Source organism: Noviherbaspirillum humi, assembly GCF_900188095.1.
Lineage (GTDB): Bacteria > Pseudomonadota > Gammaproteobacteria > Burkholderiales > Burkholderiaceae_D > Noviherbaspirillum > Noviherbaspirillum humi.
This window is the reverse complement of the sequence record NZ_FZOT01000011.1, coordinates 84034-102050: the sequence shown is the minus strand read 5'-3', so window position 1 is coordinate 102050 and position 18017 is coordinate 84034. Positions and strand designations below refer to the sequence as shown.

The following is an 18017-nucleotide window of genomic DNA, read 5'->3' as shown; positions in this document are numbered from 1 at the left end:
CGCCGCCGCCCCGGCGTGGCGGCAGCGCAGATCCGGGGCGGGAAGGCCCGCGCCCGGAAAGGCAAAGGAATGATCAGGCGGTGGCCGCCGGCAGCAGCGTGCCGACGCAGTCGCCGAAGCCGATGTGGGCGGCGCCCGGCTTCTCGCACCAGCCGCGCAGCACCACCGTGTCGCCATCTTCGAGGAAGGTGCGTTGCTCGCCATTGGCCAGTGTGATCGGCTGCTTGCCGCCCTGAGTGAGCTCGATCAGCGCGCCGGCCTGGTCCAGGGTCGGGCCGGACAGGGTGCCGCTGCCGAACAGGTCGCCCGGCTGCAGGTTGCAGCCGTTGATGGTGTGGTGAGTCACCATCTGGGCCACGGTCCAGTAGGCATGGCGGTAGCTGGTTTCGATCAGCTTCTGCGGCGCCTGGCCGGCGTCGCGCATGCGCTGGCTCTGCAGCAGCACCTGCAGGCGGATGTCGAGCGCGCCGCGCTCGCGGTTGGCGGGGGAGTCGAGATAGGGCAGCGGCTGCGGATCGCCGTCGGGCCGGCTGAAGGCGACGCGGTAGGGCGCCAGCGCTTCCATTGTGACTACCCAGGGCGAAAGCGTGGTGGCGAAGCTCTTCGACAGGAAGGGTCCGAGCGGCTGGTACTCCCAGGCCTGGATGTCGCGCGCGCTCCAGTCGTTGAGCAGGCAGATGCCGAACACATGCGTTTCCGCTTCCGCCATGGTGATCGGTTCGCCCTGGGCGTTGCCGGTGCCGATGAAGATGCCCAGTTCCAGTTCGATGTCCATGCGCTTGCTCGGCGCCAGCACGGGCCCTTCGGCATCCGGCGCCTTCAGCTGGCCGAGCGGCCGGCGGAAGCGCTGGCCGGAGATGCCGATGCTGGAACTGCGGCCGTGATAGCCGATCGGCACCCACTTGTAGTTGGGCAGCAGCGGATTGTCGGGCCGGAACAGCTTGCCGATGTTGGTGGCGTGGTGCACCGAGGTATAGAAGTCGGTGTAGTCGCCTATCTGCGCCGGCAGGCCGTACTCGACGTCGGCCTGCGGCACCAGGCAGGCTTGCAAACGGGATTGCTCGGCGGCGCCGTCGCGCAGGGCGCGCGACAGCGCCAGACGCAGCGCCGACCAGGCCGGCGCGCCGAGCGCCATCAGCGGGTTCAGCGTCGACCCGGCCCCCGCCTTGGCGGCGGTGGCTGCCATGCCCTGCAGCAGGCCGGCGGCGGACAGGGCGGCAAGGTCGACGATCTGGTCGCCGATGGCCACGCCGCCGCGCAGCGAATCGGTGGTGCCGCGCCGGCGGAAGGTGGCGAAGGGCAGGTTCTGGATGGTGAAGTCCGCGCCTTCGGCATTGGCGGAGGCTACCCAGCTGCGCAGCGCGGGATCGTGGGTTTCGTTGATCATGCCTTGTCTCCTCCGGTATCGGTCGCATGCATCCAGGCCGCATGCTTGGGTGCGCGCTTGGTGCGGCTCCATTCCTCCAGCATGTCCCACTTCACCGCCGCCGCCTTGGCATTCAGCTCCGGCGTGCTGGTATCCACCGCCAGCTCCAGGCGATGGCCGTTGGGATCGAAGAAGTAGATCGACTTGAACAGGGTGTGGTCGGTGACGCCCACCACCGGGATGCCGTCGGCCTGCAGCTTTTCCTTGATCTGCTCCAGCTCCTGCAGCGTGTCGACCTCGAAGGCGATGTGCTGCACCCAGTCCGGGGTGTTGGCATCGCGGCCCATCTCCGGCGCGTTCGGCAGCTCGAAGAAGGCGAGCACATTGCCATTGCCGGCGTCGAGGAAGATGTGCATGTAGGGATCGGGCGCCTTGGTGGACGGCACGTAGTCTTCGGCGAAGGCGAGCTGGAAATCCATGCCGAGATACCTGGTGTACCACTCGACGGTCTGCTTCGCATCCTTGCAGCGGTAAGCCACGTGATGGATCTTCTTGATTTGCATGATCGGCTCCTGGGAACGGGGATGGTTGAGTATTACAGCTCGAGCACGAGCTTGCCGCAGGCGGCGCGCGAGCAGCACGCCATCATCTTGCTGTTGGCATCGCGTTCGGCGCGCGTCAGCACCACGTCGCGATGGTCGACCTGGCCGGACAGCACCCGCACTTCGCAGGAGCCGCACAGGCCTTCGCCGCAATCGCTCTGGACGTCGATGTTGGCGCCGCGCAGCGCCGCCAGCAGGGTCTGGTCGGCCGGCACCTGCAGCGTGATGCCGGAATCCTTCAGCTCCACCTCGAAAGGCTGCTCCTTCGACGGGTCGAGCGTGCCGCGGGTGGAATGGAAATGCTCGACGCGCAGCGCGTCCTCCGGCCAGCCGGCGCAGCACTGCTCCAGCGCTTCCAGCATGCGCACCGGGCCGCAGGCATAGATCTGGACGCCGGCCTGCGGGCGGCCGAGAAGGGCGGCGAAATCGCAGCGCCCGCCTTCGTCGCTGGCATGCACCTGCAGGCGTTCGCCATGCAGCTGCCGCAGTTCGTCAAGGTAAGCCATGCAAGCGCGGGAGCGGCCGCTGTAGTGCAGTTCGTAGTCGATGCCGAGCTGGCGGGCGCGCCGCGCCATGGCGCCGATCGGCGTGATGCCGATGCCGCCGGCGATCAGGATGACCTTCTGCGCGCCCTCGTCGAAGCGGAAGTGGTTGCGCGGTCCGCGCACCTTGACCTTGTCGCCGGCCTTGAGGTTTTCATGCAGCCAGCGCGAGCCGCCACGGCTGTCCGGGTCGCGCAGCACCGCGATTTCCAGCGTGCGGGCATCGTCGGGGTCGCCGCACAGCGAGTACTGGCGCGAGAGGCCGCTGTCGCCGCATTCGATGTCGATATGGGCGCCCGGCGTCCAGCGCGGCACCGGCCTTCCGTCGGGCGACTTCAGGCGCAGGCGCAGGACGTCGCCGGGCAGGCGGGTGGCGCTCTCCACGATCATGGTGCGGCTGATGGCATGGCGCGACGGTTCGCCGATGCGCACCGGATGCACGGTGTCCAGCAGGCGCGGATCGCGGCGCTCTGGGTTCTGCGCCGGGTCCCATTCCACCCACAGGTGCTCCGGGCCGCGGAAGGAGGTGTTCGGCACATAGGTGAACTTCTGCTCGCACAGCCGCATGTGCGGCAGGCGCTTCGTGAGCTCTTCGAGGAAGATCTGCAGCTCCATGCGCGCCAGGTTCTTGCCCATGCACTGGTGGGCGCCGTAGCCGAAGGTGAGGTGGTCGCTGGAATTGTCGCGGCGGATGTCGAACAGGTCCGGGTCCTCGAAATGCCGCTCGTCATGATTGGCGGAAGACATCACGATCAGCAGCTTGGCGCCGGCCGGAATGTCTATGCCGCCCACCTTCACGTCCTTGGTTGCCAGCCGCCGCCACGCCGCCACCGAACCGTTGTGGCGCAGGCATTCCTCCACCGCGTTCGGAATCAGGCTAGGGTCGTCGCAGATCTCGCGCCAGGCGCTCGGATGCTGCAGCAGCAGCTTGAGCGCGTTCGCGGTGGCGTTGGCGGTGGTCTCGTGCGCCGCCACGATGCCGGCCATCATCATCGAATGCAGGTAGGAATCGGTGACCACGTCAGGATGCTCTGCCTGCTTGCGGATGCCGTATTTCATCCAGCCGGGACCGGACGGATCGCGGCGCATCTTCTCCAGGATCTTGCCGGCCAGCTGCCAGAAGTTGCCGACCGCATGCGCCACCGCCACCTGCTCCTCCGGCTTCGGCCGGCCCCAGGTGTTGACGGTGTGGGCGATGGAATACTGGCGCAGGGTATCCATGTCCTCTTCCGGCACGCCGAGGAAGTGCAGGGCGATGGTGAGCGGCACTTCCCACAGCATCTGGTCCACCAGGTCGGCGCGGCCATCGTCGATGAAGCGGTCGACGTAGGCCCGCGCGGCTTCGCGCACCATCGGCTCATGCTCCTTCAGCGCTTCCGGCGTGAACGGCGCCATCAGCACCCGACGGCGCGCCATGTGGGCCGGCTCGTCCTCGTTCACCAGGGTGCGGTTCATCGCGTAGTTGTAGGAGGCGAGCACCTGGTTTGCTTCCTCGCCGGTGGGCGTGATCTTTTCCAGCGCGATCGAGGGGCTGAAGGTCAGGTTGTCGCGGAAGATGGCCTTGATGTCGTCATAGCGGGTGACCACCCAGTAGCGGAGCTTGGGGCTGTAGAACACCGGCTCCTGCTCGCGCGACCAGCGCACGTACTCCGGCGGGTCCTGCTGGTAGGCGTCCTCGAAGGGATCGAACTCGGCCGCCTTGCGGCTGACCGGGCAGCCGGTCGGCGTCTTCAGTCCGGCGAGGGCGCCGTGGTCGATGGGACAGGCGGAGGGCTTGGCGGTGAGGGAAGTCATGGCGCGGTTTCCGTGGAATGTCTCTGTTCGTCGTCGCTGCAGCGGTCGTAAGCCGGTGTTTCACTTTTGCGTAATTATACTGCGTTATGCGTAATCTGATGCTCGAGCGATGAACGATGCAAAGCGGAAAAAAACGGCCGCGCGAAAGTGGCGGCCGTGCTGTGGAACGGAAAGGGAAGCGCCGCATGACGCGCGGCATCGAGGGCAGGCGGGGCGGCCTGCGGAGGGATGCGAGCCGCTAGCGGCCGTGCCCGAGCGCGGCGCTGATCTCGCCGGCCTGGCGCTTCACGTAGCCGGCGACCTTGCCTTCCGCGCTGGCATCGAAGCTGCCGCTGGCGCCCAGCACGGTGAGGGCGGCGATGAGGCGGCCGGTATGGTCGAAGATCGGCGCCGACACCGCGCTGATGCCGCGCAGCATGGTGTCGTTCACCACCGCGCAGCCCTGCGCCCGCACCCGCTTGCGCAGGGCTTCGACCGGATTGCGGCCGGAGACGGCGGCGCGCTGGTCGCGGCTGCCGGCGGCGAGTTCTTCCTGGGCCTGCTTCATCACATCGTCGTCGTCGAGGTAGCTCAGGAATACCTGGCCGGTGGCCGACCACAGCAGCGGCAGCACCGAGCCGGCGCGCACGTTCACCGTCACCGGCAGGGCGGGTTCCTCCAGGCGCAGCACCGTCGGCCCCTTGTTGCCCATGGTGGCGATGAAGCCGGTGATCTTCAGTTCCTCCCGCAGGCGCAGCAGGGCCGGTTCGCCGAGGCGGATCGGGTCGGACTGCCGCAGCGCCGCCAGGCCGATCTGTATCGCTTCCTGCCCGAGGTAGTAGTGCTGGGTGGCGGGATTCTGCGCCACCAGCCCTTCCTGGATCAGGCTGGCCATGTAACGGTGCACCTTGGCGGTGTTCTCGCCCACGTCGGCAGCGACGGCGGTGAGGCTGGCGGCGCCGCCGAGGCGGGCCAGCGCCTTCAGGATGCGCAATCCCATTTCTGCCGATTGCACGCGCTGGCGGCGTTCGAGGGTACGGGTCTGCGGGGGTGCCTTGGTCATTGTTGATTGCGGTGATGTGTCTTTGATCGGAAGCCGGATTATCGCGAAACCGCGAGCACATCTCCAGCGCGCGTTGCGCATGCCGGCGATGATGGCGAATTGCTCATTTTACGCCATGCGTAGTAACATTACGCCATTGCTCTGGAGACGAGCATCCCGATAACCAAGGAGGAGCACCCCGATGAAGAAACTGATTTCCGCCTGCCTGCTCGGCTTGCCGATGCTGCTGACCGCCGCATCCGCCGGCGCCCAGGCCTTCCCGAGCAAGCCGATACGCTGGATCGTGCCTTATCCGGCCGGCGGCGGCTCCGACTTCCTGGCGCGCACCATCGGCCAGCAGGTGTCGGCCCAGGTAGGCCAGCCGGTCATCGTCGACAACAAGCCGGGCGGCAATACCGCCATCGCCGCCGCCGAGACGGCGCGCGCCGCGCCCGACGGCTACACCGTGCTGTCGGCCGACAACGGCACCATGGTGTTCAATACCGCCCTCTATTCCAAGCTCATCTACAACCCGCAGAAGGACCTGGTGCCGGTAACCCTGATGGGCCGCTTCCCGATGATCCTCGTCGTGGGCCCGGGCTCCGACGCCAAGGATGCCAAGGACTTCATCGCCAAGGCGAAGGCCAAGCCGGGCAGCATCAGCTACGGCTCCGCCGGCGCCGGCAGCCCGCATCACCTCGCCATGGAACTGCTGAAGGTGAACGCCGGCCTGCACATGGTGCACATTCCCTACCGCGGCGCGGCGCCTTCCCTGTCCGACGTGGCCGGCGGCCAGATTCCGGCGATGATGGTGGACATGGCCGCCGGCGCCGGCTTCATCAAGGGCGGCAAGATCCGCGCCCTGGCGGTGGCCAATCCCACCCGCCTGCCGCAGCTGCCCGACGTGCCCACCTTCGCCGAACTCGGCTACAAGAACGTGGAAGCGGCCGCCCTGGTCGGCATGGTGGCGCCCGCAGCCACCCCGGCCGACGTCGTCAACACACTGCAAAAGCAGGTGGCGGCGGCGATCAACCAGCCGGCGGTGAAGCAGCGCCTGATCGACTTTGGCGTCGAGCCGGTCGGCAGCACGCCGCAGCAGTTCGCCGACCTGCTGCAAAGCGAGATCGTCCGCTGGCACAAGGTCATCAAGGACCAGAAGATTTCCCTCGACTGAGCCGCGTTTCCCACCGTCGCCGGCGTTCTGCCGGCGACGTCCCGCCTGCCTTCCTTTTCCCCCATTGCCATAGCCGACCAACGCCGCTCCCTTGCGCGATGTTGCGTTTTCCACATCAAAAAATGGCATGAGTGGCAACTTTTGGTCACTCGGACGGGTTTTTTCGCCTGTCTTCTTTTGACAACTATCAAATTGCCGTTAGAATTTTCCCTAATGCAACATAAGGCCATGTCGGGCTTCATTCTCCCTACACGATTCATCCCGGCCGATACCAATAAATAGATACAGGCGCAGGCGTCACCTCCCATGCCATTTTCAAGACCATCCCGGTCCCGGTTCGCCGGCGACCGATCGCATGCCTTCGTACGCACGGCGCTCGCCGGCGTGGCTGCCGCCATGCTGCTCGCCGCCGCGCCCGCCGGCGCCCAGGAAGAACGCTTCGACATCCGGCGCTTCACCGTCAAGGGCAATAGCCTGCTGCCCGACGGAGAGGTGGACCAGCTGCTCGCGCCGCTCGCCGGCCCGGGCCGCGTCTACGGCGACATCCAGCGGGCGCTGGAGCGGCTGGAATCCGCCTACCGCCGCGCCGGCTACAGCACGGTGCAGGTCTATGTGCCGGAACAGGAACTGACCGGCGGCGAGGTGCTGATCCAGGTCACCGAGAACGTGATCGGCCAGGTCGTCGTCAGCGGCAATGCCCATTTCGGCAACGAGAACATCCTGGCCTCGCTGCCGCTGCTGCGGCAGGGCAGGGCGCCGAATCTCGACCGGCTCTCGGAAGCCATCCAGCTCGCCAACGACAATCCGGCCAAGCAGGTCGACGTCACGCTCGGCACCGGCGCCGCCGAGGGCTCGGTGGATGCCAAGGTGGTGGTATCCGACCACAATCCGCAGCGACTGTTCTTCACCCTCGACAACACCGGTTCCGCCGCCACCGGCCGCTACCGCATCGGCGCTTCCTACCAGCATGCCAACCTGTTCGGGCGCGACCATGTCGCCACCCTGTCCTATGCCACCTCGCCGGACAGCCCGAGCAATGTCAACGTCGCGCTGTACAGCCTCGGCTACCGCATTCCGCTGTACGCGCTGGGCGACAGCGTGGACGTGGTCTATGGCCGCTCCAGCGTCAACACGCCCGGCGTCGCGCCCACCCTCACCGGGCTGCTCGGCATCGTCGGCAAGGGCGAGGTGTTCGGCCTGCGCTACAACCACTATTTTCCGCGCCGCGGCCAGTACACCGACCGCCTGGTGGCTGCCTTCGACTACAAGTACACCGATGCCCGCTGCGACACCGGCGGCGTGCCGGTCAGCATCGCCCCGCCGACGCCGCCCATCGCCAGCTGCGTGCCCTACACCACCCAGCCGCTCAGCCTGACCTACAGCGGCCAGCGCCAGCAGCCGGGCGAGATCTGGGACTACAGCCTCGGCCTGGCCTACAACCTCGCCACCGGCACCCGCTACACCAACCTGGACGGCACGGTGGACCGGTATTCCTACCTGACCCCCGGCAACCGCTCCACCCGCGACAACTTCACCGTGCTGCGCGGCGGCGGCGCATTGCAGAAAGGCTTCAAGAACGACTGGCAGGTGCGCGTGGCAGCCACCGTGCAGATCAGCCCGGACCCTCTCGTTGCCGGCGAGCAGATCGGCCTGGCCGGCAGCGGCGCGGTGCGCGGCTTCAATGAGCGCGCCGTCGCCAGCGACAGCGGCGTGGTGCTCAATGCCGAGCTCTACGGACCGGAGCTGGCCAAGCGCCTCGCCATCGGCGGCAACCTGCGGGCGCTGGCGTTTGCCGACTACGGTTACGGCCGCAACCAGCGTGCCGCCGGCACGGCGGTGTTTTCCAGCGGCAGCGTGTCGAGCATGGGCGCCGGCCTGCGCTACAGCTTCAGCCGCGACGCCAGCGCGCGTTTCGACCTGGCCCGGGTGGTGAACGCCGGCCCGGCCCTGAGCGAACGCTCGGGCGACTGGCGCGCGCACATGAGCGTCATGTTCGGATTCTAGGCCGCGCAGAACCAAGCACGAGAACAGCACAGCAGAACAGCGCCCGGAGAAGGGCGGAGAAAGGGAGCAGATGGATTCCAGGCAGCCGCGGCAGATCAGCATGATGGTACGCGTCGGCAGGCGACGCATGACCCTTACCTGGCGTGCGCGCCGCCGCATGCCGGCGCTGCTGCAGCGCCTGCTGCTGCGTTCCCGGCGCATGCCGTTGCGCCGCATGCGGCCGCTGCTGCCGTTCAGTCTCGCCGCGCTGGCGCCGGGCATCGCCCTGGCAACCGCGCTGGCGCCGGGAGCATTGCCGACCGGGGCGCAGGTCGTGGCCGGCCAGGCCGCCATCACCCAGGCCGCCAACCGGATGAACATCGCGCAGGGCACCGACCGCGCCATCATCAACTGGAACAGCTTCAACATCGGCAGCCAGGCGGCGGTCAACATCCAGATGCCGTCGGCTACGTCCGCCTCGCTGAACCGGGTGCTGTCCACCGACCCGTCGACGCTGCTGGGCACGCTCACTTCCAACGGCCGGGTATGGCTGGTGAACCCGGCCGGCATCCTGGTGGGCGCCGGCGCCCGCATCGATGTCGGCGGCTTCATCGCCTCCGCCCTCAACATCCGCGACGAGGATTTCCTCGCCAACCGCTTCGCCTTCACCCAGGGCGGGCTCGGCGGCAAGGTGGAAAACCAGGGCAGCATCACCACGCCCAGCGGCGGCATGGTCTATCTGGTCGGCCCGGCGGTGGAGAACAGCGGCATCATCAATGCGCCCAATGGCGAAGTGCTGCTGGCGGCCGGCCAGAGCGTGCAGCTGGCCGACACCAATACCCCGGGCGTGAAGATCGAAGTCACCGGCAGCGACGGCAGCGCCACCAACCTCGGCCAGATCCTGGCCGATGCCGGGCGCATCGGCCTCGGCGGCGCGCTGGTGAAGAACGGCGGCCAGATCAGCGCGTCGAGCGTGGAGCGCGACGGCGGCCGCGTATTCCTGCGCGCCACCAAGTCGGTCGCCACGGAAGCTTCCTCCACGCTGAGCGCCGACGGCAAGCGCGGCGGCCAGGTCGTGGTCTATGCGGAGGATGCCGCCGACATCGGCGGCCATATCTCGGCGCGCGGCAGCGCGGGCAAGGGCGGCTTCGTCGAAACCTCGGGCAGGGGCTCGCTGAACGTGGCCAACCTGCCGGACATCGGCGCGGGCGGGGAGTGGCTGATCGATCCGACCAACATCTCCATCGTGTCCAACGGCGTCGGCGCCAATATCGGCATTTCCACGCCGGATGCGGCCAACCAGATCATCACCTCGACAGGCGCCAGCGCCATCGTGCTGACCAGCACCATCGAAACGGCATTGAACGCCGGCACCAACGTCAGGATCGCCACCGGCGCGGCGGGCGGCGAGGCAGGCGACATCACCATCAGCGGAACGATCAGCAAGTCGTCCTCGCCCATCATCACGCTGCCGGCATTGCCGGAGCCCGTGCCGACGCTGACGCTGGAAGCGCATCACGACATCATCTTCTCCGGCGGAAGCATCACCTCGACATCCAACAAGCTGAACCTGGTGCTCAGCCCGAACCAGGCCAACGCCGCCCGCAGCGATGCAGGCAGCGTCAAGCTGAACAATAGCCGGATTGCACTCAATGGCGGCCAGCTCACGCTCAACGGCGACATGAGCATGGATTCCAGCTCCCTGGCCTCCCTGTCCATGTCGACCACCGGAACGCTCAGCCTGGTGGGCGGAACGAACGTGATCGACGCCAATCTCACGCTGCCCGGCATGGCGCTGTCCTTTGGCACATTGCGCGGCACCGGCAAGCTGACGGTGACGGATTTCGCCTGGAGCGGCGGCGTGATCAAGGGCACCGCCGGCGATTCGGCCTACGACATCACCAACCTGAGCTTGTCCGGCATTACTACCCTCGACGGCAGAGTGGTGAATCTGGTCCAGAACGGCCACTCCACCACCGCGGCAGGCGATTACACCTCGCTCACGCTCACCAACGGCGCCGTGCTGAACAATGCCGGCACCCTGGCGCTGAACGGCTACGGCGACGCGATCGGCGACTTCGATTATTACTATTACACCGGCCGCAGCCAGATCAACAATCTGGCCACCGGCAGAATCGTCAGCAACGGCGCGGCCGGCACGATCAACCGGATCGGCACAGCCACCTACGACGGCGAGGTCGCCAGCGGCGTGGACTTCAACAATGCCGGCGCGGTGGAGGTCAACGGCGGCGCCCTGAGGATACGGGGCGGCGGCAGCCATACGGGCAGCTTCGCCGTCAACGCGGGCACCCTCAACGAGACCACCGAGCTTTCCTTCGGCGCGGCTCAGGGCAGCCCGGTCGACATCGCATCGGCCTTCGCGCAGAACGCCAGCAACGGCGGCAAGGCGGTGATCACCTTCAACGACGGCGGCGACGACCGCAGCGGCAGCGTGGTCAACATCAATGCCGGCACCACCCTCGTGCAAAACCTTGGGCAAAATTCATCGGCGGTCGTGGCGTTCAACAAGATCGCTCCCTACTACTCGCTCGACGGTTCGTCGCTCAGCGCCAGCGACATCGTCACCAACCTCAATGTCTACCTGAACCTCGCCGAAGCCACGCTCTCCGACGGCTATCTGCTCGGCACCGGCAAGCTGACGGCGACGAACTTCGCCTGGAGCGGCGGCACCATCGGCGGCGATGGCAGCGCCGGATTGCTGAACCCGGCGCATCAATTCACCAACCTGGCGCTCTCCGGCGATGCCTATCTCGACGGCAGGACGATCAATCTCGCCGCGGGCGGCCATTCTTCCACCGAGCTCAACGGCTACACCACCCTGTACATGGACAACGGCGCCGTGCTCAACAACCGCGGCACCCTCACCCTGCAGGGCGCGCAGGATACGCTGGGCCTGGCCAACGCCTATTATTCCAGCGCCGTGGGCGGCACGATCAACAACACCGGCCGCATCATCAGTACCCGCAGCGCCGCCAACAACGATGGATACCAGTACCCCAACCAGATCGGCTCCTATTATTTCGGCGAAGGCGGCGGACTGGCGTCGGTGGCGTTCAACAACCTCGCCGGCGGCAAGGTGGAAGTGCGCAGCGATGGCGTCGACGAGGGCAATCATGCGATCGCCGGCGGCCTGAATATCCGCGGGCCGGGCAGCCATGCCGGCAGCTTCGAGGTCAGCGCCACCAATGGCGCGGTCAGCACGCTCTCCTTTGGCTCCGGCAGCGGCAGCACCATCGACATCGGCGCTTCATTCACCCAGTCCGCCGGCGCCAACAGCAAGACGGTGATCGCCTTCAACGACGGCAGCTATTACGGCTATTACGATTACGGCGGCACCGTCAACATCAATGCCGGCACGACCATGACGGCCACTGCCGGCGCCGGGGGCTCGAACAGCGTCAGTTTCGGCGGCTATCAGGATTACTACGATTACTACGGCTTCCTCGGCAACCAGGTCACCAACCTCAATACCAGCCTGACCCTTGCCGACGCGTCACTGGAGGGCGGCGTGCTGCAGGGTTCCGGCAAGCTGACCGCCACCAACTTCGCCTGGAGCGGCGGCGCGATCAAGGGCACCTCCGGCGTTCCCGCCTACGACATCGCCAACCTCGCACTCTCCGGCTACACCTTCCTCGACGGCCGGACGCTGAACCTGGTGGCCGGCGGCAATTCGTCCACCGCGGCCGGCGGCTACACCGAACTGGCCCTGGCCAACGGCGCCGTGCTCAACAATGCCGGCACGCTTTCCCTCAAGGGCACCAGCAACGTCATCGGCCGCGCCGGCTACCAGTACAGCGACTACCTCAGCGAAGACACGGTGATGGTGTCCGCCGTCGGCAGCAGGATCGTCAATGCCGCAGGCGGCACTATCGTCACCAACGCGCTCGGCAATGGCGGCTACACCCAGATCGGCGACCATGTTTCCGTCGATGGCGGGGTCGATGCGGTCGCCTTCCAGAATCATGGAACGGTGAACATGATGGGCGGCATGCTGCAGATCATGGGCGACAATGCCGACTCGGCGCCGACCGTGGTCAACCAGGGCGCGATCGCCTTCGCCCGTTCCGGCTTCTTCAAGACGGCAGGGGCCTTCGTGAATGCCGGCAGCTTCGGCGGCGCCGGCTATGTCATGGCGGATTCCTTCACCAACAACGGCTTCCTGGCGCCGGGCGCGGCCGCCACGCCCGGCACGCTGAAGATCGTCGGCAGCTTCACCCAGGGCGCCGGCGGCGTGCTCGCCATGCGCCTCGGCGGAACCGGCTCCGGGCAGGCGGACAAGCTGGACGTGGCCGGTCATGCGGTAACGCTCGGCGGCACCCTGAACCTGAGCACCGTCGACGGCTACGTGCCCGCCTCCGGCGACTCGATCCCGCTCATCCTGGGCGACCGGGTTGGCGCCACGACCTTTGCCAGCATCGTCCGTCCGGACGGCATGGTCCTGGGCTATGGCCTGAGCACCGGCGAAGTGGCCCGCATCGGCCATATCGTCGGCGGGAAGTATTTCACCAATGCCAATGCCAACCTGAGCTGGAGCGATGCCGGCAACTGGAGCGGCGGCGTCCTGCCAGGCTATCTCGACGGCGTGGTCATCGACACCGGACCCGGCACCATGGTGACCTACGACGGCAGCGGCATCGCCGGCGGCGCGACATCCATCGCCACGCTGCGGGTGAACGCCGCCAACGGCCTGGACCTCACCGGCGGCTCGCTGACCGTGGCGGGCGCCACCAGCATCGATGGCGTGCTGCGCCTGAACGGCGGCAGTTTCAGCAGTCTCGGCGCGCTGACCAATACCGGCAGCATCGCCGTCAACAGCGGCAGCTTCTCCGCGCTTGGCGGCGGCACGCATGCCGGCGGCTTTACCCTCAACGGCGGCAGCGCCAGCCTTGGCGGCGCTACCAGCTTCAGCAGCCTGTCCGTCACCGGCGGCAGCCTGCAGAGCACGGGCAGCGTCGGCGTCGATGGCGTCTTCGATCAGACCGCGGGCGGAAGCATCAACGTCGGCGCCAACAGCCTGAGCATTCGCCAGGCCGGCGACCTGACGCTCGGCGGCATCACCGCCGGCAGCCTGACGCTGGCCTCGGGCGGCGCCATCGCGCAGCACGCCGGCAGCGCCATCAGCGCCGGCGAGCTGGAAGCGCAGGCGGCAGGCGGCATCGCGCTTGCCGGCAGCGGCAATCAGATCGGCCGCTTCTCCGCCGCCAACACCGGCAGCGGCGACATCACCCTGGCCACCGGCGGAGCGCTCGACCTCGGCTACATCGACAACGGCGCACGCAAGGTCGTTGTGCGCGCAGGCGGCATGCTCACCGAGCAGAACGGCGGCGTCAGCGCCGGCCTGCTGGATGCCCGGGCCAGCGGCGGGATCACGCTCGACGGCGCGAACCGCCTGCATGAGCTGAAGGCGGAAAACCTGGCCGCCGGCGGCGCCAGCGCCGTCTCGGTAGTGAATGTCAGCGGACCGGCCAAGCTCAGGCTTTCCGGCATCGTCAGCCAGGCCGGCGATGTCCTCATCGACGACACCGGCGGCATCGTCAATACCGGGCCTATCACCGCCGCCGGCAGGGTCAGCCTGACGGCGCACAGCCCGATCGATTCCAGCGGCGCCATCCTGGCCGGCGGCGACGTCACGCTGGCGGCCATGTCGAGCGCCGCCGGCAATGATTCGATCACCATCAGCGGCAGCATCAGTTCCCTGACAGGCGGCATCGCACTCTCGGCCGGCACCAACGTGACGCTGGATCCCGCCGCCAGCCTCAGCGTGGCATCGGGCAACCAGGTGCTGCTGCGCGCCCTGACCGGCGCCGTCACCTACAACCCTGCGCAGATCAGCGGCGCGCTTGCAACGGTGAGCCAGCCGGGCGCGCCGGTGCCTGGCACGCCGTTGACTGGCGTGCTGCCGTACACGCGCAGCGTCGCCGACTCCACGGTCCTGATGGCCGATCTCCTGGCGCCCACACGCCAGTTCGGCGCAAGCCCGGCCAGCTCCGTCATGCCGGTCGTCGCCGGCAACGGCCATTTCAACACGGCGGCCGACTACGGCAGCACGCATACGGTCGGCGGCACCGCCAACAACTTCGGCAGCGTGGCGGGCGAGGAGCCGGCGCGCAGCAGCGACGATCCGAAGCAGGATGCGCAGTTCGGGCTGCCGCGCGCTGCCAATCGCGGTCTGCCGGTATGCAACTAAGGGCGCAATCCATGACATCCCGACTTCTTGCCTGTTCGCTTCTCTGCGCATCCCTGTTTGCCGCCCCGGTCTGGGCGGCCACGGTGGCGCGCGTCACCCACCTCTCCGGCGTGCTGACCGCCAGGCATGCCGACGGCACCACCAAGGTGCTGGCGGTCAAATCGGAGGTCCAGGAAGGCGACCTGCTGATCACCGCCCAGGAAACCTTCGCCCGCATCAAGTTCATCGACAATGCCGAGGTGGTGCTGCGCCCCGGCACCCGCTTGAGCGTGGAGGACTACATGTTCGAGGAAGAGGCGCCGCAAAAGGACAAGGTGGTGCTGAACGTCCTCAAGGGCGGCCTGCGCGCGGTGTCCGGCGCGCTCGGCAAGCGCAACCGGGAAGCGGTGAGCATCGTCACGCCGACGGCGACCATCGGCATACGCGGCACCCATTTCGGCGTGCTGATGTGTCAAGATGACTGCATCGACGTTCAAACGGCGACCGGGCGTCCCCCGGAGAACGGTCTGCACCTGGATGTCACCGAAGGCGCCATCGCGGCGACCAATCCGAGCGGCAGCCAGGTGATCGGCACGGGGCAGTTCGGCTTCGTGCGCGACCTGAACACGCCGCCGGTGTTGCTGCCGCCGCAGCAGAGCATCCAGGTCACCATGCCGACGTCCATCAGCCGCAACGATGGCAACGGCCGCGGCGTCGGCCGGGCCAACGACAACCAGTGCGCCGCGCAATGAGGCGGTGAACGAAGCAGGGAAGGACAAAGCGCATGACCCAACCCGCATTCCGATGCCGCCGAGCGGCGCAGCGAGGCCGGCGATGAAGCTGCGCGTGCTCGGCTGCGGCGGCGGCATCGGCGGCCGCCAGCCCCTCACCACCAGCCTGCTGGTGGATGACGACATCCTGATCGACGCCGGCTCCGGCGTCGGCACGCTGGACATCGATGCCCTGGCGCGCATCGATCACGTCTTCCTCACCCACGGCCACCTGGACCATGTCGCCTTCCTGGCCCTCCTGGTGGATGCGGTGCGCGGCGTCCGCCGCGGACCGGTGACGGTGCATGCCTCGCAGAAGGTGACGGCGATGCTGAAGCAGTCGCTGTTCAACTGGGCGCTCTGGCCCGACTTCGGCGAGATACCCAACGGCGACGGCCCGACCATGCAATGGGCGCCGTTCACGCCTGGCGACGAGGTCGAGATCGGTGGCCGCTCGATCCGCTCTCATGAAGTCAACCATGCGCCTGGATCGGTGGGCTATCAGGTATGCAGCGGCGATGCCGGCTTCCTGTTCACCGGCGACCTAATGTCCACGCCGTCTCTGTGGGCGGCGGTGGCGGGCGATGCGCGGCTGTCGCGGGTGCTGGTGGAATGCTCGGTGCCGAATGCGGAGGCCGAACTGGCGCTGCTGGCCAGGCATCATTGCCCGGACACGCTGCTGCGCGACATCCGCGCCATGCCGCCGGAGGTGGCGTTTTTCATCACCCATCTCAAGCCGGGCATGGAGGACCAGATCATGGCGGAGTTGAACGGCGCCGGCCAACGGCGCTTCAGCGCGCTGGCATGCGGCGACGAGTTTGAATTCTAGGAAGCTTGAAAGCTTGATGAAGGCCGCCCGCAGGCGTTCGGGCGGTCAGCGAGGGGGAAATATGGAAGCATTGCAGGAACGTGAACATGCGCACGCCGCGGCGTCGAATCAGGAACAGCCGGACATCGCGCGCCGGCTGGAGCAGCTGACCGAGCTCAGCGTGGCGCTCAGCAGCAATCGCGACACGCCCAGCCTGCTGGAGAACATCCTGCGCGTGGCCAAGGACATGACGCATGCCGACGGCGGCACCCTGTACCGGGTGACGGCCGATGGCAGCGCGCTCAACTTCTACATCTCGCTCAACGACACGCTCGGCCTCTACCAGCATCGCGACATTCCGCCGGGCGTCACCATCCCCGACCTGCCGCTGCGCACGCCGCAAGGAGAGAAGAACCTGGCGTCGGTGGCGGCCTACGCCGCCAATACCGGCAAGTCGGTCAACATCGAGGACGTGTATGGCGCGGAAGGATTCAATTTCTCCGGCATGCGCCAGTTCGACCAGACCTTCGGCTACCGCTCCACCTCCTTCCTCACCGTGCCGATGCAGGACCATGAGGGCGAGCTGATCGGCGTGCTGCAGCTGATCAACGCCCGCGGCGCCGACGGCAAGGGCGTGCGCGCCTTCAGCACCACCGACCAGCGCTTCATCGAGGCGCTCGCTTCCCAGGCGGCGATCGCCATCACGAATCAGCACCTCATCGGGCGCCTGGAGACCCTGTTCGAATCCTTCGTCCAGCTGATCAACATCGGCATCGACGAGAAGTCGCCGCACACCGGCCGCCATTGCGAGCAGGTGCCGCATCTCACGATGATGCTGGCGCAGGCGGCGAGCGATACCGATACCGGCGCGCTGGCCGAATTCCGCATGACCGAGCGCGACCGCAAGCAGCTGTGGCTGGCCGGCCTGCTGCACGACTGCGGCAAGATCACGACGCCGGTGCATGTGGTGGAAAAGGCAACCAAGCTGCAAACCATCTATGACCGCATCGGCGTGGTAGACACCCGCTTCGAGGTGCTCAAGCGCGACGCCGAGATCCGCGCGCTCGAGGCGAAACTGAAAGCCGGCGATGCGCTGCGCCATGCCGAGATCGACGCCGCGCTGGCGGCGGACCTGGCACAGCTGGACCAGGAGCGCGACTTCCTGCGCAGGGCGAATGTCGGCGGCGAATTCATGCAGCCCGCGGACCAGAAGCGGGTGGAAGAAATCGCGCTGCGCCGCTGGACGGATGCTGATGGCGCCGAGCGCAATCTGCTCAGCGCGGAAGAGGTCGAGAATCTCACCATCCGCGCCGGCACGCTCAATGCCGAGGAGCGGGAGATCATCAACAACCACATCGTCGTCACGCTGCGCATGCTGGAGTCGCTGCCCTGGCCGAAGCACCTGCAGCAGGTGCCGGAGTTCGCCGGCGGCCACCATGAGCGCATGGACGGCACCGGCTATCCGCGCGGGCTGACCCGCGACCAGATGTCGGTGCCGGCGCGCATCATGGCGATCGCCGACATCTTCGAGGCGCTGACCTCGCGCGACCGGCCCTACAAGAAGCCGAATACCCTGTCGGAGTCGCTGCGCATCCTGGGCGGCTTCAGCCAGCGCAATCACATCGACCCCGATCTGTTCGACGTCTTCGTGCGCGAAAAGGTGTATCTCGGCTATGCGCAGCGCTTCCTCGATCCGTCGCAGATCGACGAGGTGGACGAGACGACGATCCCGGGTTATGTGCCTTGATCAGGGCGCCGGGATGAGCCTGC

10 protein-coding genes are annotated in these 18017 nt (G+C 67.3%); 6 read left to right on the top strand and 4 right to left on the bottom strand.

From position 1 onward, the window contains the following. Positions 1-73: 73 nt before the first annotated feature. From fahA to CHB88_RS15680, 4 genes are all read right to left on the bottom strand, one after another. Entirely contained in the window at positions 74-1387 is a 1314-nt protein-coding gene (gene fahA / locus CHB88_RS15695) for a fumarylacetoacetase (protein ID WP_089400282.1), read from the bottom strand. Then, positions 1384-1929: a VOC family protein gene (locus CHB88_RS15690; protein WP_089400281.1), complete on the bottom strand. Its 546-nt coding sequence runs from the start codon at positions 1927-1929 to the stop codon at positions 1384-1386. The genes fahA and CHB88_RS15690 overlap by 4 nt, the downstream gene beginning before the upstream one ends. A gap of 32 nt (positions 1930-1961) precedes the next feature. Then, positions 1962-4304, bottom strand: coding sequence for a cytochrome P450/oxidoreductase (locus CHB88_RS15685; RefSeq protein ID WP_089400280.1), 2343 nt, complete (start codon positions 4302-4304; stop codon positions 1962-1964). A 238-nt stretch (positions 4305-4542) separates the two neighbouring features. Then, positions 4543-5346, bottom strand: a complete 804-nt coding sequence (locus CHB88_RS15680; RefSeq protein WP_089400279.1) for an IclR family transcriptional regulator — start codon at positions 5344-5346, stop codon at positions 4543-4545. Positions 5347-5527: 181 nt separating this feature from the next. On the opposite strand from CHB88_RS15680, the gene CHB88_RS15675 reads away from it, so the two are divergent. From CHB88_RS15675 to CHB88_RS15650, 6 genes are all read left to right on the top strand, one after another. Then, a complete protein-coding gene (locus tag CHB88_RS15675) occupies positions 5528-6499 on the top strand; it encodes a Bug family tripartite tricarboxylate transporter substrate binding protein (RefSeq protein WP_089400278.1) in 972 nt (323 codons plus the stop codon). Positions 6500-6805: 306 nt separating this feature from the next. Further along, positions 6806-8503 carry a ShlB/FhaC/HecB family hemolysin secretion/activation protein gene (locus CHB88_RS15670; RefSeq protein WP_245845002.1) on the top strand — a complete coding sequence of 566 codons (1698 nt, stop codon included), beginning with the start codon at positions 6806-6808 and terminating at the stop codon, positions 8501-8503. 127 nt (positions 8504-8630) lie between these two features. Then, on the top strand, positions 8631-14690 hold the full coding sequence (locus CHB88_RS15665) for a two-partner secretion domain-containing protein (RefSeq protein ID WP_176442511.1): 6060 nt from the start codon (positions 8631-8633) through the stop codon (positions 14688-14690). An 11-nt stretch (positions 14691-14701) separates the two neighbouring features. After that, positions 14702-15421, top strand: a complete 720-nt coding sequence (locus tag CHB88_RS15660; RefSeq protein ID WP_245845001.1) for a FecR family protein — start codon at positions 14702-14704, stop codon at positions 15419-15421. A gap of 82 nt (positions 15422-15503) precedes the next feature. Further along, a complete protein-coding gene (locus tag CHB88_RS15655; protein WP_176442510.1) occupies positions 15504-16268 on the top strand; it encodes a 3',5'-cyclic-nucleotide phosphodiesterase in 765 nt (254 codons plus the stop codon). A 61-nt stretch (positions 16269-16329) separates the two neighbouring features. After that, positions 16330-17994, top strand: coding sequence for an HD domain-containing phosphohydrolase (locus CHB88_RS15650; protein WP_089400274.1), 1665 nt, complete (start codon positions 16330-16332; stop codon positions 17992-17994). Positions 17995-18017 lie beyond the last annotated feature (23 nt).

Coding starts and splice junctions, on each gene's coding strand:
- CHB88_RS15690 (WP_089400281.1), bottom strand. CDS start 1,929: ATGCAAATCAAGAAGATCCATCACGTGGCTTACCGCTGCAAGGATGCG.
- CHB88_RS15660 (WP_245845001.1), top strand. CDS start 14,702: ATGACATCCCGACTTCTTGCCTGTTCGCTTCTCTGCGCATCCCTGTTT.
- CHB88_RS15680 (WP_089400279.1), bottom strand. CDS start 5,346: ATGACCAAGGCACCCCCGCAGACCCGTACCCTCGAACGCCGCCAGCGC.
- CHB88_RS15670 (WP_245845002.1), top strand. CDS start 6,806: ATGCCATTTTCAAGACCATCCCGGTCCCGGTTCGCCGGCGACCGATCG.
- CHB88_RS15655 (WP_176442510.1), top strand. CDS start 15,504: ATGAAGCTGCGCGTGCTCGGCTGCGGCGGCGGCATCGGCGGCCGCCAG.
- CHB88_RS15665 (WP_176442511.1), top strand. CDS start 8,631: ATGACCCTTACCTGGCGTGCGCGCCGCCGCATGCCGGCGCTGCTGCAG.
- fahA (WP_089400282.1), bottom strand. CDS start 1,387: ATGATCAACGAAACCCACGATCCCGCGCTGCGCAGCTGGGTAGCCTCC.
- CHB88_RS15650 (WP_089400274.1), top strand. CDS start 16,330: ATGGAAGCATTGCAGGAACGTGAACATGCGCACGCCGCGGCGTCGAAT.
- CHB88_RS15685 (WP_089400280.1), bottom strand. CDS start 4,304: ATGACTTCCCTCACCGCCAAGCCCTCCGCCTGTCCCATCGACCACGGC.
- CHB88_RS15675 (WP_089400278.1), top strand. CDS start 5,528: ATGAAGAAACTGATTTCCGCCTGCCTGCTCGGCTTGCCGATGCTGCTG.